19 protein-coding genes are annotated in these 18,682 nt (G+C 41.7%); 9 read left to right on the forward strand and 10 right to left on the reverse strand.

The features are described from left to right. Window positions 1-254 precede the first annotated feature (254 nt). The gene (locus QUE46_RS15595) at window positions 255-1,088 is read left to right on the forward strand and encodes an ABC transporter substrate-binding protein (RefSeq protein WP_286245528.1); all 834 of its coding nucleotides are present in this window, start codon (window positions 255-257) and stop codon (window positions 1,086-1,088) included. A 64-nt stretch (window positions 1,089-1,152) separates the two neighbouring features. Here QUE46_RS15595 and envZ read toward each other — a convergent pair whose 3' ends face one another. Both envZ and ompR read right to left on the reverse strand, forming a co-directional pair. After that, the gene (gene envZ, locus QUE46_RS15600; RefSeq protein WP_286245529.1) at window positions 1,153-2,475 is read right to left on the reverse strand and encodes a two-component system sensor histidine kinase EnvZ; all 1,323 of its coding nucleotides are present in this window, start codon (window positions 2,473-2,475) and stop codon (window positions 1,153-1,155) included. Window positions 2,476-2,480: 5 nt separating this feature from the next. After that, complete coding sequence (gene ompR, locus QUE46_RS15605) at window positions 2,481-3,200, reverse strand: two-component system response regulator OmpR (RefSeq protein WP_089348882.1); 720 nt, start codon at window positions 3,198-3,200, stop codon at window positions 2,481-2,483. 185 nt (window positions 3,201-3,385) lie between these two features. Between ompR and greB the strand changes: the two genes are divergently transcribed. The 4 genes from greB to QUE46_RS15625 all read left to right on the forward strand — a co-directional run bounded on the left by greB (window position 3,386) and on the right by QUE46_RS15625 (window position 7,468). Continuing rightward, the gene (greB, locus tag QUE46_RS15610; RefSeq protein WP_286245530.1) at window positions 3,386-3,859 is read left to right on the forward strand and encodes a transcription elongation factor GreB; all 474 of its coding nucleotides are present in this window, start codon (window positions 3,386-3,388) and stop codon (window positions 3,857-3,859) included. A 132-nt stretch (window positions 3,860-3,991) separates the two neighbouring features. After that, the gene (locus tag QUE46_RS15615) at window positions 3,992-4,303 is read left to right on the forward strand and encodes a hypothetical protein (RefSeq protein ID WP_273606544.1); all 312 of its coding nucleotides are present in this window, start codon (window positions 3,992-3,994) and stop codon (window positions 4,301-4,303) included. Window positions 4,304-4,353: 50 nt separating this feature from the next. Continuing rightward, entirely contained in the window at window positions 4,354-4,935 is a 582-nt protein-coding gene (locus tag QUE46_RS15620; RefSeq protein ID WP_286245531.1) for a CBS domain-containing protein, read from the forward strand. A 211-nt stretch (window positions 4,936-5,146) separates the two neighbouring features. Beyond that, window positions 5,147-7,468: a Tex family protein gene (locus tag QUE46_RS15625; RefSeq protein ID WP_286245532.1), complete on the forward strand. Its 2,322-nt coding sequence runs from the start codon at window positions 5,147-5,149 to the stop codon at window positions 7,466-7,468. Between the two features lie 55 nt (window positions 7,469-7,523). Here the strand turns inward: QUE46_RS15625 and QUE46_RS15630 are convergent, their stop codons facing one another. The 3 genes from QUE46_RS15630 to bioH form a co-directional block, all read right to left on the reverse strand. Beyond that, window positions 7,524-8,384, reverse strand: coding sequence for a putative metalloprotease CJM1_0395 family protein (locus QUE46_RS15630; protein ID WP_286245533.1), 861 nt, complete (start codon window positions 8,382-8,384; stop codon window positions 7,524-7,526). Between the two features lie 5 nt (window positions 8,385-8,389). After that, window positions 8,390-8,698 carry a hypothetical protein gene (locus tag QUE46_RS15635; protein ID WP_004588240.1) on the reverse strand — a complete coding sequence of 103 codons (309 nt, stop codon included), beginning with the start codon at window positions 8,696-8,698 and terminating at the stop codon, window positions 8,390-8,392. An 89-nt stretch (window positions 8,699-8,787) separates the two neighbouring features. Continuing rightward, entirely contained in the window at window positions 8,788-9,525 is a 738-nt protein-coding gene (gene bioH / locus QUE46_RS15640; protein ID WP_286245534.1) for a pimeloyl-ACP methyl ester esterase BioH, read from the reverse strand. 73 nt (window positions 9,526-9,598) lie between these two features. Here bioH and QUE46_RS15645 point away from each other — a divergent pair, with 73 nt between their 5' ends. Further along, the gene (locus QUE46_RS15645; RefSeq protein WP_286245535.1) at window positions 9,599-10,276 is read left to right on the forward strand and encodes a ComF family protein; all 678 of its coding nucleotides are present in this window, start codon (window positions 9,599-9,601) and stop codon (window positions 10,274-10,276) included. Window positions 10,277-10,284: 8 nt separating this feature from the next. Here QUE46_RS15645 and QUE46_RS15650 read toward each other — a convergent pair whose 3' ends face one another. Continuing rightward, window positions 10,285-12,840 carry a M14 metallopeptidase family protein gene (locus QUE46_RS15650; RefSeq protein ID WP_286247797.1) on the reverse strand — a complete coding sequence of 852 codons (2,556 nt, stop codon included), beginning with the start codon at window positions 12,838-12,840 and terminating at the stop codon, window positions 10,285-10,287. A 146-nt stretch (window positions 12,841-12,986) separates the two neighbouring features. Between QUE46_RS15650 and nfuA the strand changes: the two genes are divergently transcribed. Continuing rightward, window positions 12,987-13,562, forward strand: a complete 576-nt coding sequence (gene nfuA / locus QUE46_RS15655) for a Fe-S biogenesis protein NfuA (protein ID WP_096042447.1) — start codon at window positions 12,987-12,989, stop codon at window positions 13,560-13,562. Between the two features lie 6 nt (window positions 13,563-13,568). Beyond that, window positions 13,569-13,838, forward strand: a complete 270-nt coding sequence (locus QUE46_RS15660; RefSeq protein ID WP_029774191.1) for a hypothetical protein — start codon at window positions 13,569-13,571, stop codon at window positions 13,836-13,838. A 9-nt stretch (window positions 13,839-13,847) separates the two neighbouring features. Here QUE46_RS15660 and QUE46_RS15665 read toward each other — a convergent pair whose 3' ends face one another. Continuing rightward, window positions 13,848-15,119, reverse strand: coding sequence for an MATE family efflux transporter (locus tag QUE46_RS15665; RefSeq protein ID WP_286245536.1), 1,272 nt, complete (start codon window positions 15,117-15,119; stop codon window positions 13,848-13,850). Window positions 15,120-15,161: 42 nt separating this feature from the next. On the opposite strand from QUE46_RS15665, the gene QUE46_RS15670 reads away from it, so the two are divergent. Beyond that, window positions 15,162-16,187, forward strand: coding sequence for a polysaccharide deacetylase family protein (locus QUE46_RS15670; protein WP_286245537.1), 1,026 nt, complete (start codon window positions 15,162-15,164; stop codon window positions 16,185-16,187). Window positions 16,188-16,190: 3 nt separating this feature from the next. On the opposite strand, the gene QUE46_RS15675 is transcribed toward QUE46_RS15670, so the two are convergent. Genes QUE46_RS15675 through QUE46_RS15685 form a run of 3 tightly spaced genes read right to left on the reverse strand, consistent with a single transcriptional unit; the run spans window position 16,191 to window position 18,668 of the window. Beyond that, complete coding sequence (locus QUE46_RS15675) at window positions 16,191-17,222, reverse strand: chemotaxis response regulator protein-glutamate methylesterase (protein WP_286245538.1); 1,032 nt, start codon at window positions 17,220-17,222, stop codon at window positions 16,191-16,193. An 8-nt stretch (window positions 17,223-17,230) separates the two neighbouring features. Continuing rightward, the gene (cheD, locus tag QUE46_RS15680) at window positions 17,231-17,854 is read right to left on the reverse strand and encodes a chemoreceptor glutamine deamidase CheD (RefSeq protein ID WP_029774194.1); all 624 of its coding nucleotides are present in this window, start codon (window positions 17,852-17,854) and stop codon (window positions 17,231-17,233) included. Continuing rightward, window positions 17,838-18,668 (reverse strand): protein-glutamate O-methyltransferase CheR, encoded by an 831-nt coding sequence (locus QUE46_RS15685; RefSeq protein ID WP_286245539.1) that lies wholly within the window; start codon window positions 18,666-18,668, stop codon window positions 17,838-17,840. The genes cheD and QUE46_RS15685 overlap by 17 nt, the downstream gene beginning before the upstream one ends. Window positions 18,669-18,682 lie beyond the last annotated feature (14 nt).

The raw sequence follows: 18,682 nt of genomic DNA on the forward strand, positions 1-18,682 counted from the left end.
TTATATACCAATCTGTTTAACTAAGTAGTCTATTTTGATGCAGTGAAATCGTGCTGATAGCGTAGAAAAATCGCTATTTAGCTGTTCTAAAAGAGCAGTTTTTAACGTAACTAGCGTTGGGTTTAACTTCTCAAAATGGTTAAGTATTTTACAGCTTGCTATTAACTGAGTTAATTTAAAGACCATAAAAACCCCTAGTTATTCTTTTAAAAGTTGAAATTAACAAATATTAAACAATAATTAGTGCAATATAAGTGACCATCCTAATTAATAAAAGTAAAGGGCGTAATATTACGGTGGATATTAAAGCAAAACTCATTGTGCTTTCAGCCCTAATTGGTTGTAGCAACGTATGCTCTGACACTCTTGACATTGCTGCACTCGATTTCTGTCCATACGTTTGCAGTGATACCTCAGGTAATGAGTCGATGGGTTTTGTATTAGAACTAGAAAAACTAATTTTAGAACGGGCAGGCCACCGAGTAAATTTTCATATAGTCCCCTACTTACGTTCCTTAAAAGGTACAGAGAGTGGTGAGTATGATGCTGTAGCTATAAGTAACGACAGCAGTTCAAAAGTAAATATATGCTCAAAAAATACAATCGGCCCAATGATATACACTTTTTATGTTAAAAAAGATATGCAATGGCGATACTCTGGGTTGGCATCTCTCGGCCTAGTAAGGTTTGGCGTTATTGCAGGTTACGATTTTTCACTAATCTCCCCTGAAGTTCAAAACTACTTTAAAGAAAACCGTGATAACGAGCAGCTTATTCAAGTTCACCATGGCTCAGAAGATCTCATTTATCGCTTGTTTAAAAAGCTCGAATTAGGGCGAATCGATACATTTAGTGAAGCCGCCTATGTAGCTGATTACAAAATGCAAAAATATGATCTGCAAGATAAATTTGAAAAAGCGGGGCAGTTTGACAAAACTTTGTGGGGCAGAATGTGTTTCTCACCTAAAAACCCCAAGGCGCATGAGTATGCTCAACTTATTGATACAGGCATGAAAGAGCTCAGAAAATCTGGTGAGCTCAAAAAAATAATGCAAAGCTATGGCTTATCGGTTTGGGAGCCACAGTAATACTAGTTGTTTATATTTAAAAGCACTCTACAGGCCAGTGCCTTTCAAGAACTCTTTAACTAACTTACATTGACGTTACAGGTGCTATTACTTTTATCGGCAAATAAATTTGAGCACTTAGGCCACCCTCTGGACGGTTTTCAAGCTTAACTTTACCATCGTGCATATCAATAATACGCTTAATAATGGCAAGGCCTAAACCACTACCTTCGCTGCCACGCGCTGCATCTCCTTGCTTAAAGGGTTCAAACACTGATTCAAGTTCGCTTTCAGGAATGCCTGGCCCGTTATCGTTTACCGCTATCACAACGTATTTTTTGTTTGAATTAAAGTAGCTTAATACTTCTATATCGCCCTCGGAATAACGCAGCGCGTTTTCAATCATGTTAGTAATTACGCGCTTAATAGCCACACTACTTAACGGAACAAGCCCCACGCTGGGGTTACCTTTAAAGGTAATAACACGTTGATGTTTAAGCTCACAATTAACCACCTCAGCAACTAGCGCGTTTATATCTTCGCAAGCAAGCTCATCTGTTTTGTGGTGGCGTAAATACTCAATAAATTGATCGATAATACCGTTCATATCTTCAATATCGTAAATAATGCCTTCACGAAGGTATTCATCCTCATCGCTCATCATTTCGGTTGCCAGACGAATACGCGTTAGCGGGGTACGTAAATCGTGAGAAACACCAGCCATGAGTAAACGACGGTCGTTTTCAAGTGCAGCAATGCCGCGCGACATTTGATTAAATGCCCGAGTCACTTCTATTACTTCACTGGAGCCCTCTTCTTCAAGCTTAGAGCTAAAATCGCCCTTACCCACTTTCACAGCAGCTTGCTGCAACGCCTTTAATGGCCGGTTTAAGTGCCTCGCAAATAGCCAGCCGCCTAATACACTTAAAAAACCAATACTTGATAAGTAAAAGGTTAAAAATTCGAGATTGTTTTCTTGATACCCAGTAAGTGGCACCTTTACCCAATACCCTGGCGCTTGTGGGGCTTCTACCCAATATATTAGTGGGTCGGTTTGGCTAATGCGCACCCGCGCCGAGCCATTTAATTGCTCAGACATACTACGCGACAGCATCGAGTATTCTCTGGTTTGACCAAGCCCTTGGCGCATTGCCTCGCGCTGCGTCATCACTTCTATACCGGTAATTTCAAAAAATTTTTCAGATACTTCGTCGTTTATTTCTACGCCGTCTTCCCAGTCTATAAACACCGTTTTAATTTGCTTTGCAAGCATGAGATTTACTTGCTCTATGGTCGGTTTTACAACGTAAAAGCTTACCGTAACATACGACACTATTTGGTTAATTAGCAGTAAAGCGGCCACTAAAAATACAGTTTGCCCAAACGCACTTCGCGGAAAAAATCCCATATAAACTACTTTTCACCGTCAGGAACAAACACATAACCTAAACCCCAAACCGTTTGAATATAGCGCGGGTTGGCGGCATCTACTTCAATCATGCGGCGAAGTCGCGAAACTTGCACGTCAATACTGCGCTCAAGGGCGCTGTAATCTCGCCCTCGAGCAAGGTTCATTAATTTATCGCGACTAAGTGGTTCGCGCGGATGCGATACAAGAGCTTTGAGTACGGCAAATTCTCCGCTGGTGAGCGAAATAGTTTTATCGCCTTCGCTCATTTCACGGGTGGCTAAGTTAAGTGTAAATTGGCCAAACGCAATGAGGTTTTCTTCTGCAGCTGGGGCGCCAGGCACTTCTTTAGCACGGCGGCGTAAAATAGCTTTAATGCGAGCCAGTAATTCGCGCGGGTTAAACGGTTTAGGGATGTAGTCATCTGCGCCTAATTCAAGGCCTATAATACGGTCGACCTCATCGCCTTTTGCTGTAAGCATAACAATAGGGATTTCGTTTTCTTTTTGGCGTAGCCGGCGGCAAATTGATAAGCCATCTTCGCCTGGTAGCATTAAGTCAAGCACCATTAAGTGAAAATTTTCTCGCTCAATGAGTCTATCCATTTGCTCTGAGTTTGCGGCGGTTCTAACAATAAACCCCTGCTCTACTAAATAACGCTCTAGTAAACTGCGCAGGCGCATATCATCATCTACAACTAATACTTTTGTGGTTTCGTGTCCCATTGCGTGTTTCTTATTTTTATTTCCAATTAATAGTTAATATAAATGAAAAACTTAATAATCAAAATCTAATTGCGCGCTTAGATTGTTACTGAACATTTCAAAACTTAATTTTAATAAATTTACGCTCGACAAATTTTGGCAAGTTTAATAACGTGCACAGCATTAGAGTTAATAAATAAACGCCGATGAAAACAAATTTAATTACCCGCGAAGGCTACTTGCAACTACAACAAGAGCACGACCATTTATGGAACGTTAAACGCCCTGAAGTCACAAAAATAGTAAGTTGGGCGGCAAGCCTTGGCGATCGCTCAGAAAATGCAGATTATCAATATAATAAGCGTTTACTGCGCCAAATTGATCGCCGCGTTCGGTATTTGCGCAAACGCCTACCCGATTTAAAAATTATTGATTACTCACCGCAGCAAGACGGTAAAGTATTTTTTGGCGCGTGGGTAGAAATAGAAAACGAGCAAGGCGAGATAAAAAAATTTAGAATTGTGGGGCCTGATGAAATATACGACCGCAAAGACTACATATCAATTGACTCACCTATGGCGCGCGCCCTGATAAAAAAACAAGTAGACGATGATTTTGAGGTACCTACACCGCAAGGTAAAAAAGAATGGTATGTAAATAGTATTGAATATCAAAAATAATCCCCCATAACATTATTAATAAATAACTACTTTGATTCAGATCAGGTAAATTTTTTATTGTGTAATATATCTCATTAGGATATATATTAAGCTCGCAGGTTTATTTTTAACCTGATATTTAAGGTAATGGCTATGTCAAACTTAGTACAGCGCATATGTAGTAATGCCGTATTGTTTGCACTTTTAATGAGTGTGAGTTTGACTTTGCACGCCAATACCACCGAAGTAAGTATAGATAACGCCAGTGTATCTAATCATTTTATCGCTTGTGAATTTCCTGACCAAGCAACCCCCGACATTGACTTAGACTCTCATGTTAATGCATTTGCTATTAGGTTGTTTCAACCGCTACCTAATGCTGTTTCATCTTTTTACCAAAGTACAAACCTAAGCCGCCCTTTTAGTACGGCGTATCAACGTGGCCCACCTAGCTATTTAATTTAATTCACAATTTTACTTTTTGATTAAATTTTATAACTAATAAGGTGACTATCATGTCTAACTTTAAAGAATTACGTACCCAAAACATTTCTAATGCTGTTATTGCAAGCACGTTTGAAGAGCAACAAGCCGCTATTAATTTAACGTCTCCGGCATTAACCGTAATCAATAACTTTACCCAAAAAACACCTATTCGCGCTCAATACGACACAACAATTAGCGATGCGCTTAAACAGGTATTAGCAGAGCATTCTGACTATGTATTAGTAACTGATGAGGCGCAAAAATTAATTGGTATTGTTTCAAGTGCCGACTTACAAAGCGCTAAAATTACGGCCATTGCACAACGGTTAAATACCACTCGCAATGAGGTGAGCCTACGCTACATTATGACACCTATTAGCCAACTTAGTGGCGTAAGTATGCAAAGCCTAAGCTATGCAAGTATTGGCGATGCACTACAAACAATGGAACATCAAGGCAGTATGTTTTTATTAGCAACGACCACTAATAACGAAATATGCGGGTTAATTTCGGCGCGTCAAATAGCTAAAACGCTACACATTCCAGTGCATATTACCCCTATTGCTCACACGTTTAGTGATGTTTTAGAAAGTGTAGAGCACCCTCACTAAAGCGCGCTTTTTCACTTTGTAAGCTCAGCCAAGCCAACCATCTTAAAGCAAGCAAAATTGCTTGCTTTAAGAGCTTTTTATTACAACCTGCTGTGATATTATTCAACTAATATATACCTACCAAACTCATTAAATAGCAACTTTAATAAGCTGGGTATAACAGTACCAGAGGGATTTTCTGGTTTTATTTTTTGTATTAAAAGGTTTATGCATGAGCGATATCTCTGCACGTTTAGCCACTGAGCTAAATGCACAACAGCAACAAGTTGTTGCTGCTACAAAATTACTTGATGAAGGCGCAACGGTTCCTTTTATTGCGCGTTACCGTAAAGAAATTACCGGTGGATTAGACGACACGCAATTACGCCTTTTAGAGCAACGTTTGTCGTATTTGCGCGAGCTTGAAGAACGCCGCAGCTTTATTTTATCAACCATCGAATCGCAAAATAAACTAACGCCAGCGCTAAGTGCCGATATTACCAGCGCGCAAAGCAAAACTGAGCTTGAAGATTTATACCTTCCTTATAAAGCGAAGCGCCGTACCAAAGGTCAAATAGCTATTGAAGCAGGCCTTGAGCCACTTGCCGATGCGCTATTTAACGATGCAAACTTAGACCCTGAGCAACACGCTCAGCAGTTTATTAATGCCGACCAAGGTATTACAGATACCAAAGCAGCCCTTGATGGTGCTAAATTTATTTTAATGGAACGCTTTGCAGAAGATGCTAAGTTATTAGCAAAGTTTAGAAGCCACATTAGCCAACACGGTGCCATACAAAGCACACTTATTGACGGCCAAGAGCAAGCTGGTAGCAAATACCGCGACTATTTTGATCATCAAGAACCTCTTAAAAAGGTCCCTTCGCACCGTGCACTTGCTATGTTACGCGCGCGAAACGAGGGTATTTTACAGCTAAGTATTAACCCAGAGCCAAGCAGCGAAAATGCAGCCCAGCTATGCGCGCAAATGATTGCTGATCACTACCGCTTAGACGTGAAATATAAAGCAGCTAGCGCATGGTTGTTAAGTGTTGTGCAGTGGGCTTGGAAAATAAAGCTTGGCCTACACCTAGAAAATGAATTTTTAGCGGCCATGCGAGAAAAAGCCGAAACCGGCGCTATAGATGTATTTGCTAAAAACTTAAAAGACTTACTTATGGCCGCGCCTGCTGGGCCACGAACAACGCTTGGCCTCGATCCTGGGTTACGTACTGGCTGTAAAATTGCCGTAGTTGATGGCACAGGTAAATTGCTTACAACGCAAACTATTTTCCCCCACGCGCCACAAAATCACTGGGAAAAATCGTTGCGTACATTAGAGCAACTATGTCGCCAGCATAAAGTAGAACTTATTGCGATTGGTAACGGAACCGCATCACGCGAGTCTGACAAGCTAGTAGGCGAACTTATTAAGGCCAATGCTGAGCTTAAATTAAATAAAATTATGGTAAGCGAAGCCGGTGCATCTGTTTACTCTGCGTCAGAATTTGCCGCGAATGAATTCCCTAATTTAGATGTGTCTTTACGTGGCGCGGTATCTATTGCGCGTCGCCTGCAAGACCCACTGGCCGAGCTTGTTAAAATTGAGCCAAAATCAATTGGTGTAGGCCAATACCAGCACGATGTATCGCAAAGCCAATTGGGTCAAACACTGACCGCAGTGGTAGAAGACTGTGTAAACTCTGTGGGTGTTGATTTAAATATGGCGTCGGTGCCGCTCCTTACTCGCGTATCGGGGTTAAATAAAACCTTAGCGCAAAATATAGTAAATTACCGCGACACTAACGGCACGTTTACTAAGCGTAGCGAACTTAAAAAAGTTGAGCGTTTAGGACCAAAAGCGTTTGAGCAAGCTGCAGGCTTTTTGCGTATTAATCAGGGTAAAGATCCACTTGATAACTCATCAGTTCACCCTGAGGCTTACCCTGTTGTTAAACTTATTTGTGAGCGTAACAACCTTGATGTAAATAGCTTAATAGGCAATAGCGAGTTTTTAAATAAACTAGTTGCTAATGACTACACCGACGAGAAGTTTGGTTTACCTACCGTTACCGACATCATTAAAGAGCTAGATAAGCCTGGGCGCGATCCTCGTCCTGAGTTTAAAACGGCTGAATTTAAAGCCGGTGTAGAAAAAATCACAGACTTAAAACCTGGAATGATTTTGGAAGGTGTGGTTTCTAATGTAGCTAACTTTGGTGCGTTTGTTGATGTAGGTGTACACCAAGATGGCCTAGTGCATATTTCGGCAATTACTAATAAGTTTATCTCTGATCCGCGCGAAGTAGTAAAAGCCGGTGACATTGTAAAAGTAAAAGTGGTTGAGGTAGATGCCCCACGTAAACGCATTAGCTTTACTATGCGCTTAGATGATGAAATAGACACAAGCAATAAACCCGCTGCCGCGCCGCAAAAGCAACGCAGTAATCAGGGCCAGCAACCGCGTGCAGCAAAACCAAAACGCGATAATGGTAACGCCATGATGGGTAATGCCTTTGCCGATGCATTTGCTAATGCAAAGACAAAAAAATAAACACCCACTAAAAACGCCGCTCATTGAGCGGCGTTTTAGTTTAGCTTAACTAGTTTTAACCAAAGGCAGAAAAAACACTCTCGTTTTGGGGTGAGCTAGCCATTTGATAAAAATTAGCAATACGGCCAGCTCGGGCGTCTACTTCTGGGTCACGTGCTTGCTCTGTATTAGTATCGCTTTGCGACTCAGCGGTGCTGGTTTCGTTTATTGATAACGCACTTTGTGGCTCTTGTGCTTGCGCTTCCTCGTCAGCAGGGGCTGATAATTCCGCTTGGGCAGCCGCCATTTTTTGGGTTGCATCAGCTGCGATTGCCCTGTCGGCACTTGATGGCTCTGCTGGGGCAAGTGCGGCTGCACGTACCGTTTGCATTTTATCTATAGTGGCTTGCGGATCGCCGGGGATTACAGATACATCAATTTGTACCTCACCGCCCACCGCGTAATTAGTGCCATCTGGTCCACGTTGGTATTCATAACTTGGTGAGCCTGCATACTGCCCACCCACCGATGCATGCGCTTGTTCGTGTACACGCACTTCAGTATCGCGCGCTTTAAGCTCTTTAATTTGTTGTTGTTCTAACTCTAGCTGTTGCTGCTCTTGTTCTTCCTCGGGGGTGTCTTCGCTTGCTTGTTGATTTTGTTGCTGTTCGTTATTTGAATCTTCGCTGCCTTGCTGACGCTGCTCAACAGTTTGCTCATCACTAAGCTTACCGGTTGCATCATAGGTGGCGGCTTCTGTACTGCTTGGTAGTTTTGCTTTATCAGCATCGCTTTGCGCTTTGGTTTCGGTATTGCTGGCGCTATTAGGGGCTGGAGCAGGAATAACGTCGCGCAGCTGGTTGTCACGCCGAGCGGTTTCCGTATAAACATTGGCGGTGTTTATATTGATAGACGGAAATGGCGTGACAATATTCATTACATTTATACTTTAATATCGATTAGTGTACCAAGCACTTCATCAGCAGTTTGAATTGATTGCGTGTTTGCCTTGGCATTAAACTCTTCAACTTTTAAATTAACAAGCGCTTCGTCAACCCGAGCGGGCTGTGCAACAGGCGCTGTAACTGCTTCTTCAGGTCGCGCAGCTGTTAACTGGCGCTGTTGGGCTAATTGCGTATCATCTTGCTCTTCAATGGTGGCACGGTTTATCTCTGCACTTGCTCGCTCTATACCTTGGCTTGCACGATTAAACCCTTCTACACCACTATTAAATACTGAACCAATAGCCATGCTGTACCTCCAAAAAATAAATATTGCTTAATTATCGCTCACTTTATGGGCAAAATAAAGCTTTAAACAGTAGCTTTCTTTAGGCTATTTTAAAGCATTGATTTAACGGCAGATAAAAACTCTTTTTTATGTGAAATAAACGGCGCATGCGAGGCTTTGTCTAATACTTCGTATTCAAACTCAGTATTTAGTGCTGCCATTTTATTGATTACTTTGTAAGGCACCAGCGCATCTAAACGGCCAAATATCGCTTTTATGGGCACTGGGCAATGCGCAAACACATCACGTAAATCGTCATTTTGCAAAATATTTAAGCCGGTACTCAACGCCTCACTTTTAGGCGCGTTATACTGATTTAACAATTGCTTTAGCTGCTTTATATCATCGCGTGCCGACTCGCTACCCATAGCCTGAATAGCCAAAAACCGCTCGATGGTTTTTTCTCGATGATTAATTAACTGCTCTTTAAATTGCTCAAGCACACTGGCTTTTATTCCAGGCCAATTATGCTGCTCAGCAAAAAACGGGGTTGAAGCGACTAAAATGACTTTTGAAACTTTTTCAGGCCAATGCTTTGCAATATACAATGCAAATAAGCCCCCTAGCGACCAGCCCATAACAATAGAGTCAGGGCTAAGCTGCTCACTTACGATTTCAGCTGCGTCGTGTAAATTATAAGGACTTGGGCAGCTACTGCTATTGCCAAAACCTGGCAGGTCTATACTGCGCACAGGCCCACTGTGTAAAAACGCCAGCTCTGGCTGCACTAACTGCCATACGCCCTGATTCATTCCCCAACCATGTAATAACACTAACTCGCTTTGCATATTTGCCTAACCTTAACCACACTTTGTCACATCATAGCGCTTACATAGACGAAAGCAACGCAAGGGGTTACCAATGCAACATACATTTTTTAATTGGTTATTTCCCTCTTATTGCGTGCAATGCCAAGGAGTGGTTAGTGCTCAAGAGGGATTGTGCGAATATTGCTTGGCAGATTTAAGCGTGTTTGATTTAAATAAGCACAGCAATTTATTGCACCGCCCTGATATAGTGGACATGTTTCCGCATTGCGAATTTGATAAGCTCTTTGCCTGCGCTTTTTATCAACCCCCTTTTGAACACTGGCTTAAACGGCTCAAATTTAATAATCAAATTCACTATAAAAAAGCACTGCAACAAGTAATTAATATGCAATTAGATGTGTTTTTTGAAAATTTTACGACTCAGCCCGACATAGCGATTATTTTACCTTTGCACCGAGGACGCTTTTTAACACGAGGGTTTAATCAGGTAAGCCAAGTATGGCAATCATGTTTGGCAAAACATGTTTGTATAAGTAATGCGTTAATACGAAATAAAGCCACACAAGCACAGTCAAAACTATCAAGAGCTAAACGGATTAAAAATGTAAAAAATGCCTTTGTATGCACACAAGATATGAGCGGTAAAACGGTGATTATTGTAGATGATGTAATGACCACAGGTGCAACGCTTAACGCTGCTACACAAGTATTAAAGCAAGCGGGCGCTAAACAAGTGTGGGCTTTTGCTACCTGTTTAACGCCACTTTAAAGGTGTCGTTAATCACCTCTTACTCTAAATGTGTGACCAAAAAATAAAGCATTACTGAGTAATCGGCTTGTGCCGTACCAGTATCCTCTAAATACGGGGTTATCAGTCATAGCAATAACACTGCCACGCCCGTATGAGTGGGCAATCATGGCTGCTGCACCGGCAATTTGCTGCTCATTTACGCCATCAGTAAACCCTGCTAGTAGTGGTTTTTGTGGGTAAGTGAGTATGTTTACAAACGGTGCATCTGATTTTTCTAATAACCAAGTGCTATTTTTAAATACCGGCAATGTTTCGCGATTAAGCGAAAATGTGAGTGGATGCGTGGTGTCCACATCGGTATTAAAAATAGCGCCGGCTATGCGTTGTCGCCCTGATAAATGGTCTTTATCTGCGTAATTTAGCCCTTGAGTATTAAAAGCGCTGGCTACATCTTGTCTAGATAAATAATTAGCTTTAAGTAATTGCTGATCAGCTAAAAATTTAGCACCGCCTTTGTGGCCCCAAATTACGCCGCCTTTTCTTACCCAGCTTTTAATGGCAACTTTATCGCTATCAGGTAAGCCCGAGTAATTGCCATTCGCTAGTACAATGTGACTGTAATTATTTAAGTCTAGGCTACCTAAACGCTCCATTTCTACTATGGTCGGAGAAATATCGACAAAACGGTCTAGGTAATACCATACTTCACCCGCTTCGTATTGGCTTACGCCTTTACCGCCCACAAGCAGTACTTTTGGCTCGTTTAATACCGCCATGGTGCGCGACCCTAAGTCGGCACCCTTACTTGTAAGGCCTGTAGTAATAGGCTTTATTGCAATACCAAATTGGGTTTGCGCATCGTTTAAAATAGCCACCCAATCAGGGTTCGTTTGCAGCCCTGCAGGGATAATAATACTGCCAGGTGCAAAGTCTATTTCTGTGGTACTGCTTTTAGCTGTTAAGGCGCTTAACGCTACACGTGCTTTAATACCTTGCTTTAGCAAGTTATTTAGCATTTTAGGCGCTAAGTAATCGTCCCAAGCAAAGCCAAATGCATAGCTTTGCTTTAACGCAGCAAATGATGGTTTAACGGCTTTTTGCCACGCAGTACTGGCTACTTCTAAGCCCCAACTACTTTTTACCTGTGCAAACTCTAAATTAAAAGCATGGGCGAGTGTCCAGCCCGACACATCGTAAAATGTGTTGTCGGCAAAGCTTTTTTGCTCGCTAAAAATGGCTTTTACTAAACGAAACTGTGGCTGAGCTAACGGCACAAAATAACTCTGGGTACTAAAGTTTTTGCCATTGGCTTTTAGCGTTTTGGTAAGTGGGTAAGCATTTATTTGATGCTGCTTTAGTAGGTTTAAAAATAGTTTGATTCGGGTACTGTCTTTCGCGCCTTCCACTACGTAACCTTCAAAGCTTTCATCATGTGCTAAATCAACGGCTTGGTTATAAAATTTTGCCTGATAGGTTAATAGCGCCTCGCGGTTATCTACCGCGGCTTTAAAGGTTGATAGGCTTGTTAATAACTGATTTTTAATAGTAAAAGGAAAGGTAAGCGTACCGTTTATGGTGTCTTGTACATGCCCACGTGAGCTGGCTTGCTCAAATAAAATACCTATACCGCCGTTTACATCGGGGTAGGTTGACCCCTTGCCGTAATAAAAGTCATCAAAGCTTTCTTCGGTAAAATAAAGGGCATTATTTTTATCTAAGGTTTTAGCATGGTAATTGGCTATGGCTTTAGTAAGCGTTACGTTTTCATCTGGGGTAATTGGGTGCTTGCGACTAGCAATACCAGGTTGAAAAAAATAGCTGCTGTTTGGCCCCATTTCATGAAAGTCGGTAAGAATATTTGGCTTCCATTGATGAAATTTAGCAATGCGTGCACGCGACTCTGGGTGTTGTAACAATAACCAATCGCGGTTTAAATCAAACCAATAGTGATTTGTACGGCTACTTGGCCAGCTTTCTACGTGCTCACGCGTTTTAGGGTCGCTTGATAAGTTCATCCCCCGATTACTATTAGCCCAATTGGCAAAGCGAGCCAAGCCATCGGGGTTCAGTGAAGGGTCGAGCAAAATAATGGTATTATTTAACAGCTTTTCTATTTCTGGGCCTTGCGCTGCAGCAAGGTAATACGCAACCAATAAAGCGGCATTACTGCCTGACGACTCATTACCGTGCACACTGTATCCCATCCAAACTACAGCAGGCTCAGTTTGTGTGTTTTTAGCTTGCTCACTGTTTGCTAAACGGGCTAAGTGCGCTTGGCGAATTTGCTCTAAATTAGCGAGCTTTTCAGCGCTACTAATACTTAGCATCACAAGCGGGCGTTGCTCGTGTGTGCGCCCTATTACTTCAAAATTTATGCGATCACTTTTTTGCGCTAGAATTTCCATGTAACGCACAAGTTGGTCGTGCCTTACATGCCACTCACCTACTTCGTAACCAAGTACGTCTTGTGGGGTGGGTATTGTTTTATCAAACTCTACATCTTGTTCAAAATAATACGAAAGTGGTTTTGCCATACTTGAAAAGCTAAGCATTGCCACCATTATAGTTACTATCCAGCGCATATAAATCACTCTAAAAATGTTTGTTATTTGCACGCTAGCATTGCTTAAAATAGATGCCAACTTTTTACGCTCAACACTAGCCGCAACACGATGAGCGGAGTATGATATGCAGTATCCGAGTAATTTAGTCAAGTATAGACGGTTTTATGATTTCTATTTCCGAAACAGCACAAGCGCATTTTGCTAAACTTTTAGCAGATCAAGCACAACAAACTAATATTCGTGTGTTTGTTGTAAACCCTGGTACATCACAAGCGGAATGTGGTGTTTCTTATTGCCCAGAAGACGCCGTAGAAGACAGCGATATTCGTCTTAACTTTAATGGTTTTGATGCCGTAGTAGATACAGAAAGCGCTCCTTTTTTAGAAGAAGCTGAAATTGATTTTGTTACCGACAAAATGGGCACTCAGCTAACGTTAAAAGCGCCTAATGCAAAGGCACGTAAACTAGGCGATAACGCATCGCTAAATGAGCGTGTTCAACACATGCTAGAAACCGAAGTAAACCCACAGCTAGCTAACCACGGTGGTCAAGTAAGCCTAGTTGAAGTAACCGCTGAAGGTATTGCAGTACTTCAATTTGGTGGTGGTTGTAATGGGTGTTCTATGATCGATGTAACGCTTAAAGAAGGCATCGAGAAAGAAATGATTGCAAAGTTTGATGAAATCACCGGTGTTGCCGATATTACCGAGCACCAAGCGGGCGATCACTCTTATTATTAAGCAATAATGTTAAAGCCGCTTATTTATCGCTTAGGGAGCAACCCTAAGTTGAGTTTAACGCGCTTTTTTCGCGGCTTAGCACTGTTTGTGCTAGCCGTGATATTTATTGCCCTTGGCTACTACACTCACTTTAGTTTGCAAATTATAGGTGTGGTAATTTTAATCCCGGCTTTATTTTTTGCTGCATGGGGTTATAGCGGTATTTTTGCCAATCGTTTCTCGCAAGTTTTAAAAGACATGGGGCCAAAAGATCACGACCCCGACCTCTGGAAATGACACGTTCGCTTAATCTAGCAGCTGATTAGTTGCTTTTAACTGAAAATACTTAATAATTAACGTAACGCCGCGCATAAGCATAAAGCAACTCATAGCCAGCCATAATGCATTATTTTGCCACTCTATAAACACCCAAAACACCCCAAAAAAGCCAACAGCAGCTGAAAGAATCATACTATTACGCATATTTTTTGCCCGTGTAAGCCCTACAAATACGCCATCAAACAAAAAGCAGCTCATTGCTAACATAGGCAATGCTATTACCCACGGTAAGTAATTTGTCGCAGCTTCTATCACCTCGGGTACATTGGTTAAAAGCTTAATTATAGCGCTGCCAAACACTGCAAAAAATACGCTGTATAGCACGCCAAAAAGCATCCCCCAAAACACACTTATTTTTACCCACAATCTAATGTTATTAACGCTTTGCTGGCCTTTAGCTTGACCAACTTTGGCTTCGCTTGCATAGGCTATCCCATCAAGAGCAAAGCTTACTAACATTAAAAAGTTAAGTAACACAGCATTCGCTGCAAGCGTTGTTTCGCCTATGCGAGCGCCATAAAAGGTCATAAAGCTAAAGCACAATTGCAAAATTAATGAGCGGATAAATATATCTCTATTTAAACTAAGTAGCTCTGTCATTTTGCTAATACTGAGCCAGTTTGGCACGCTTAGCGCCACGCCTTGCTTTTTAGCAAGCTTAATCACTAGTAGCAACGCAAAAGCCAACGCGCTGTAATCTGCAATTAACGACGCCCACGCTGCTCCCGCTACTGCCCAGTCTAAATACACCACAAAGTATATATCGAGCACTATGTTGGTAATATTGGTCACTAGCAGCAAGTAAAATGGCCCACGCCCATAATGTACGCCAAGCATCCACCCAAGCAGCACTAAATTACACAGTGCGGCAGGGGCACTAAATATACGAATACTAAAATACTGATATGCTTGCGCTAAAACCTCGCTATTTGCGCCTGACAAAAAAGCAATTGCTTGTTTTATTAAAGGCGATAAAGCAATAAGCGCTAACGCTACACACACGGCAAGCAGTAAGCTGCGTTTTAAAAGCGCTGCCAACTGTGTTAAGTTATTTTGCCCGTATGCTTGGGCTACCAACCCAGTGGTGCTCATACGTAAAAAACCGGCGAGCCAAAATAAAATAGAAATAACAGCTGAGCCAAGTGCGATGCCCGCTAAATAATGTGCGCTACCTAAGTGGCCAATAACAGCGGTATCAACAATTCCTAACAGTGGGACAGTAATATTTGATAATATCATTGGACCCGCTAGCAACAGCAAGCTTTTATGGTGTGCCTTATTATGTTTAAGAAATTGTTTCATTTAGTTTTAATTACTCTTATTGGTTTTTCAGTACGTGCTCATGCGGCAGTTATTTTACAGTATCACCATGTAAGCGAAACCCTTCCAGCTGTAACCAGTGTAAGCGCAAATACCTTTACTAAGCATTTAAGTTACTTAAAAGAGCATAACTTTAATGTTATTGCGCTAAATGAGCTAATAAGTGCTTTACAACAAGATAAAACCTTACCTGAGAAAACAGTCGCTATCACCTTTGATGATGGCTATAACAACAACTACGAACAAGCAGCGCCTATTTTAGAAAAATTTGGTTACCCCTATACTATTTTTGTAAACCCTACGCTTATTGATGAAGGTAAAGGCTACGTAATGGGGTGGGAAAAGTTGAAAGAGCTCGCTGGCAAAGGTGCGTTAATTGCCAATCATACTACTCAGCATGACTACCTGCATATTAAGCTAAAAAATGAGAGCGATACACAGTGGCAAGCACGTATAAAACAAGATATTTTGCATTCTCAGCAACGTATTAAAGAAGAAATAGGCCATGACTATAAATACCTAGCTTACCCGTATGGTGAGTTTAATAACAAACTGCAAACGCTTGTAAAAGAGCTTGGCTTTATTGGTATAGGCCAACACTCAGGCGCGGTTAATAAAGATTCTAACTTTACCCGCTTACCGCGTTTTCCAGCCTCTGGCTTTTACAGTAAATTAGATACGTTAATTACAAAATTAAACTCTCGGGCGTTTAGTATTAAAAACCTAGATTACCAAGACAGTGTAACTTCACAAAACCCGCCAACGCTCAGCATTGAGTTTGAAATGGGTGATTTTCATAAAAGTCAGTTTGCATGTTATGTATCAAGTGTAGGGCAGGCTAAGTTAACCTGGATAAACGACACAACTGTAAAAATTGACTCCCCAAAGGCGCTAAATGAAGGTCGTTCACGCTTTAATTGTACCGCCCCTTCAATTAAGCACCCTGGTAGTTACTATTGGTTTTCGCAGCCGTGGGTGATCCAGTAGCAATTACACCTTTATAGCCTGATGCAATAAGCGCTGGGTTACTTTATCAAGCGCAACAATTTCATGAGCGGCGCCTAAATCAACCGCCGCTTTGGGCATTCCCCACACCACAGAAGAAAACTCATCCTGTGCAATGGTGTAACCGCCAGCTTGTTTAATGCTAAGCAAGCCCTTTGCGCCATCGCTCCCCATACCGGTTAGTAGCGCTGCCACAATGTTTTTTGCGCCGCACTCAAGTAACGAGTTAAATAATACATCTACCGCCGGTTTATGGCGGTTAACCGGCTCAGAATCTTCAAGCTCGCAATATAAACTTGCCCCTCTTTTTTTTATGCTTAAGTGCAGACCACCTGGGGCTATATAAGCCCACCCTGCAGTGAGCTTATCTCCGTGCTGCGCTTCTTTTACGTTAATTGCACAGGTGCGGTCCATACGCTGCGCAAACGAGGTACTAAATACCGGAGGAATATGCTGGGTAATCACAATCGCAGGGCAATTGGTCGGCATTTTTATAAGCACTTCTTTTATTGCTTCTGTGCCCCCTGTTGAAGCCCCTATCGCTATTACCTTGTTTAATAAAAATTGCGCATTGGTAGGTAAAGGTTCATTTTCGGTGCTTACCTTTTTAAAACTTCTTACCCTTGCACCTGCCGCCACGCGCACTTTTTGCTGTACAACATATGCATACTGACTCATTTGCTGCTTAACATTCACGGTCGGCTTGGCAATAAAATCCACCGCACCTAGCTCAAGCGCTTCTAAGGTGATAGGCGAACCTTGCTGGGTTAATGTAGAAATCATCACAACGGGCATAGGTCTTAAGCGCATTAGGTTTCTTAAAAAGCTAATGCCGTCCATTTTTGGCATTTCTACATCGAGGGTAAGCACATCTGGATTGAGCAATTTAATCATTTCTCGTGCTTGATAAGGGTCTTCAGCACAGCCAACAACCTCGATATCGCTAGCCTGAGATAATATTTCGCTCAGCAAACGCCTTATCAGTGGTGAATCATCAATTATCAGAACTTTAACCATTACGGCTCCTAAAACAGCTCTATGTTAGTCTCGGTGGCTTTATCTTGTTGCTTAAGGTTTTGCAGGTAGCGCACTTCGCGTTTTTCAATTGTGTTGTTGTGCAAATTCTTCAGTTTTTTTACGTGGACTTTGCCCGTATGCGGATGAAAAAAAATTTTTCGAGGCCACGGCCCCCCCATATCTTGTGCAACAAGATTGAGCGACTCTTCCTGAATATAGGCATTGGCAAAGCTAATATTACCTATCCCTATGTCGGTCATTGCACTAATTATTTTGCCGCCACCAAAGAGTTTTATTTTTAAATTTTTTCGCGCTGCACCACCTTTGAGTACTTCGTTGATCAGGTATTCCATTGCCCAATTTCCGTAGCGGCAGCTCAAACTATGGGCACTGTTTAATTCTAGGCCTTTTTTTACCGGCAACATAAAGTGGTTTACACCGCCTATACCGGCTTTTTCATCATAAACACACGCGGCGATGCACGACCCAAGTACCGTAGAAATAAGCTCATCATTTTTTGAGACATAAAATTCGCCGGGTAATATTTTTGCCACCACGCTTGTGCGTCCTGCATCCCAGTAACGTTTTATATGTTCAAACCCTGGCAGCACCGGCCTAAACTGTGCGTGCATTGTGTTGCTTTTGATACATGGTTTTCCCTAAATTTTTAAACTCAGAATGCTCTTTTCCCATACTCTCTGAGTGCCCTAAAAACAAATACCCATCACGATTAAGTGCATTTGCATAACGTTCAAACAAGGTGTCTTTTGTTTCTTTATCAAAATAAATAACCACGTTACGACATAAAATTAAGTCAAACTGCCCTTTCATAGGCCATTCTTGTAAAAGGTTAAGGCGTTTAAAAAAAATATGCTTATTTAGCTGTGGTTTCACCTTATATGTTTGCCCATCTTTGCTTTTTAAAAACCACTTTTTAAGTACATTGTTCTCTAATCCATTTACATTAGCCGCGGTATAAATACCCGCTTGTGCTTTGGCTAATACATTAGAATCTAAATCGGTTGCTAAAATTTTTACATCCCAAGAACTTGGGAATAAATCGGCAAGGGTTATTGCTAAGCTGTATGGCTCTTCACCGGTAGAGCAACCCGCTGACCATACGCGTACTCGTTTTGTGACTTTGTTACTGCTAAGTAACTGCGGCACTATGGTGTTTTTTAAAAACTCAAAGTGGTGGGGCTCTCTAAAAAAAGACGTTAAGTTAGTGGTAATAGCATTAATAAATGCGTCAAACTCAGCCTCTTTATTATTGTGTAAGTATTCTAAGTATTGTGAAAAGTTTTTAAGTTTATGCTCCCTTACCCTTCTTGCTAAACGGGAATACACCATTTCGCGCTTATGATCGCCAAGCACAATTCCGCATGCGTTATAAACTAAAGTGGCAATGTCTTTAAAATCTTTATCGGTACATAAAAATTCTTTCATTGTCATACCATCCC

This window comes from Pseudoalteromonas sp. MM1, from assembly GCF_030296835.1.
Taxonomy (GTDB): Bacteria; Pseudomonadota; Gammaproteobacteria; order Enterobacterales; family Alteromonadaceae; genus Pseudoalteromonas.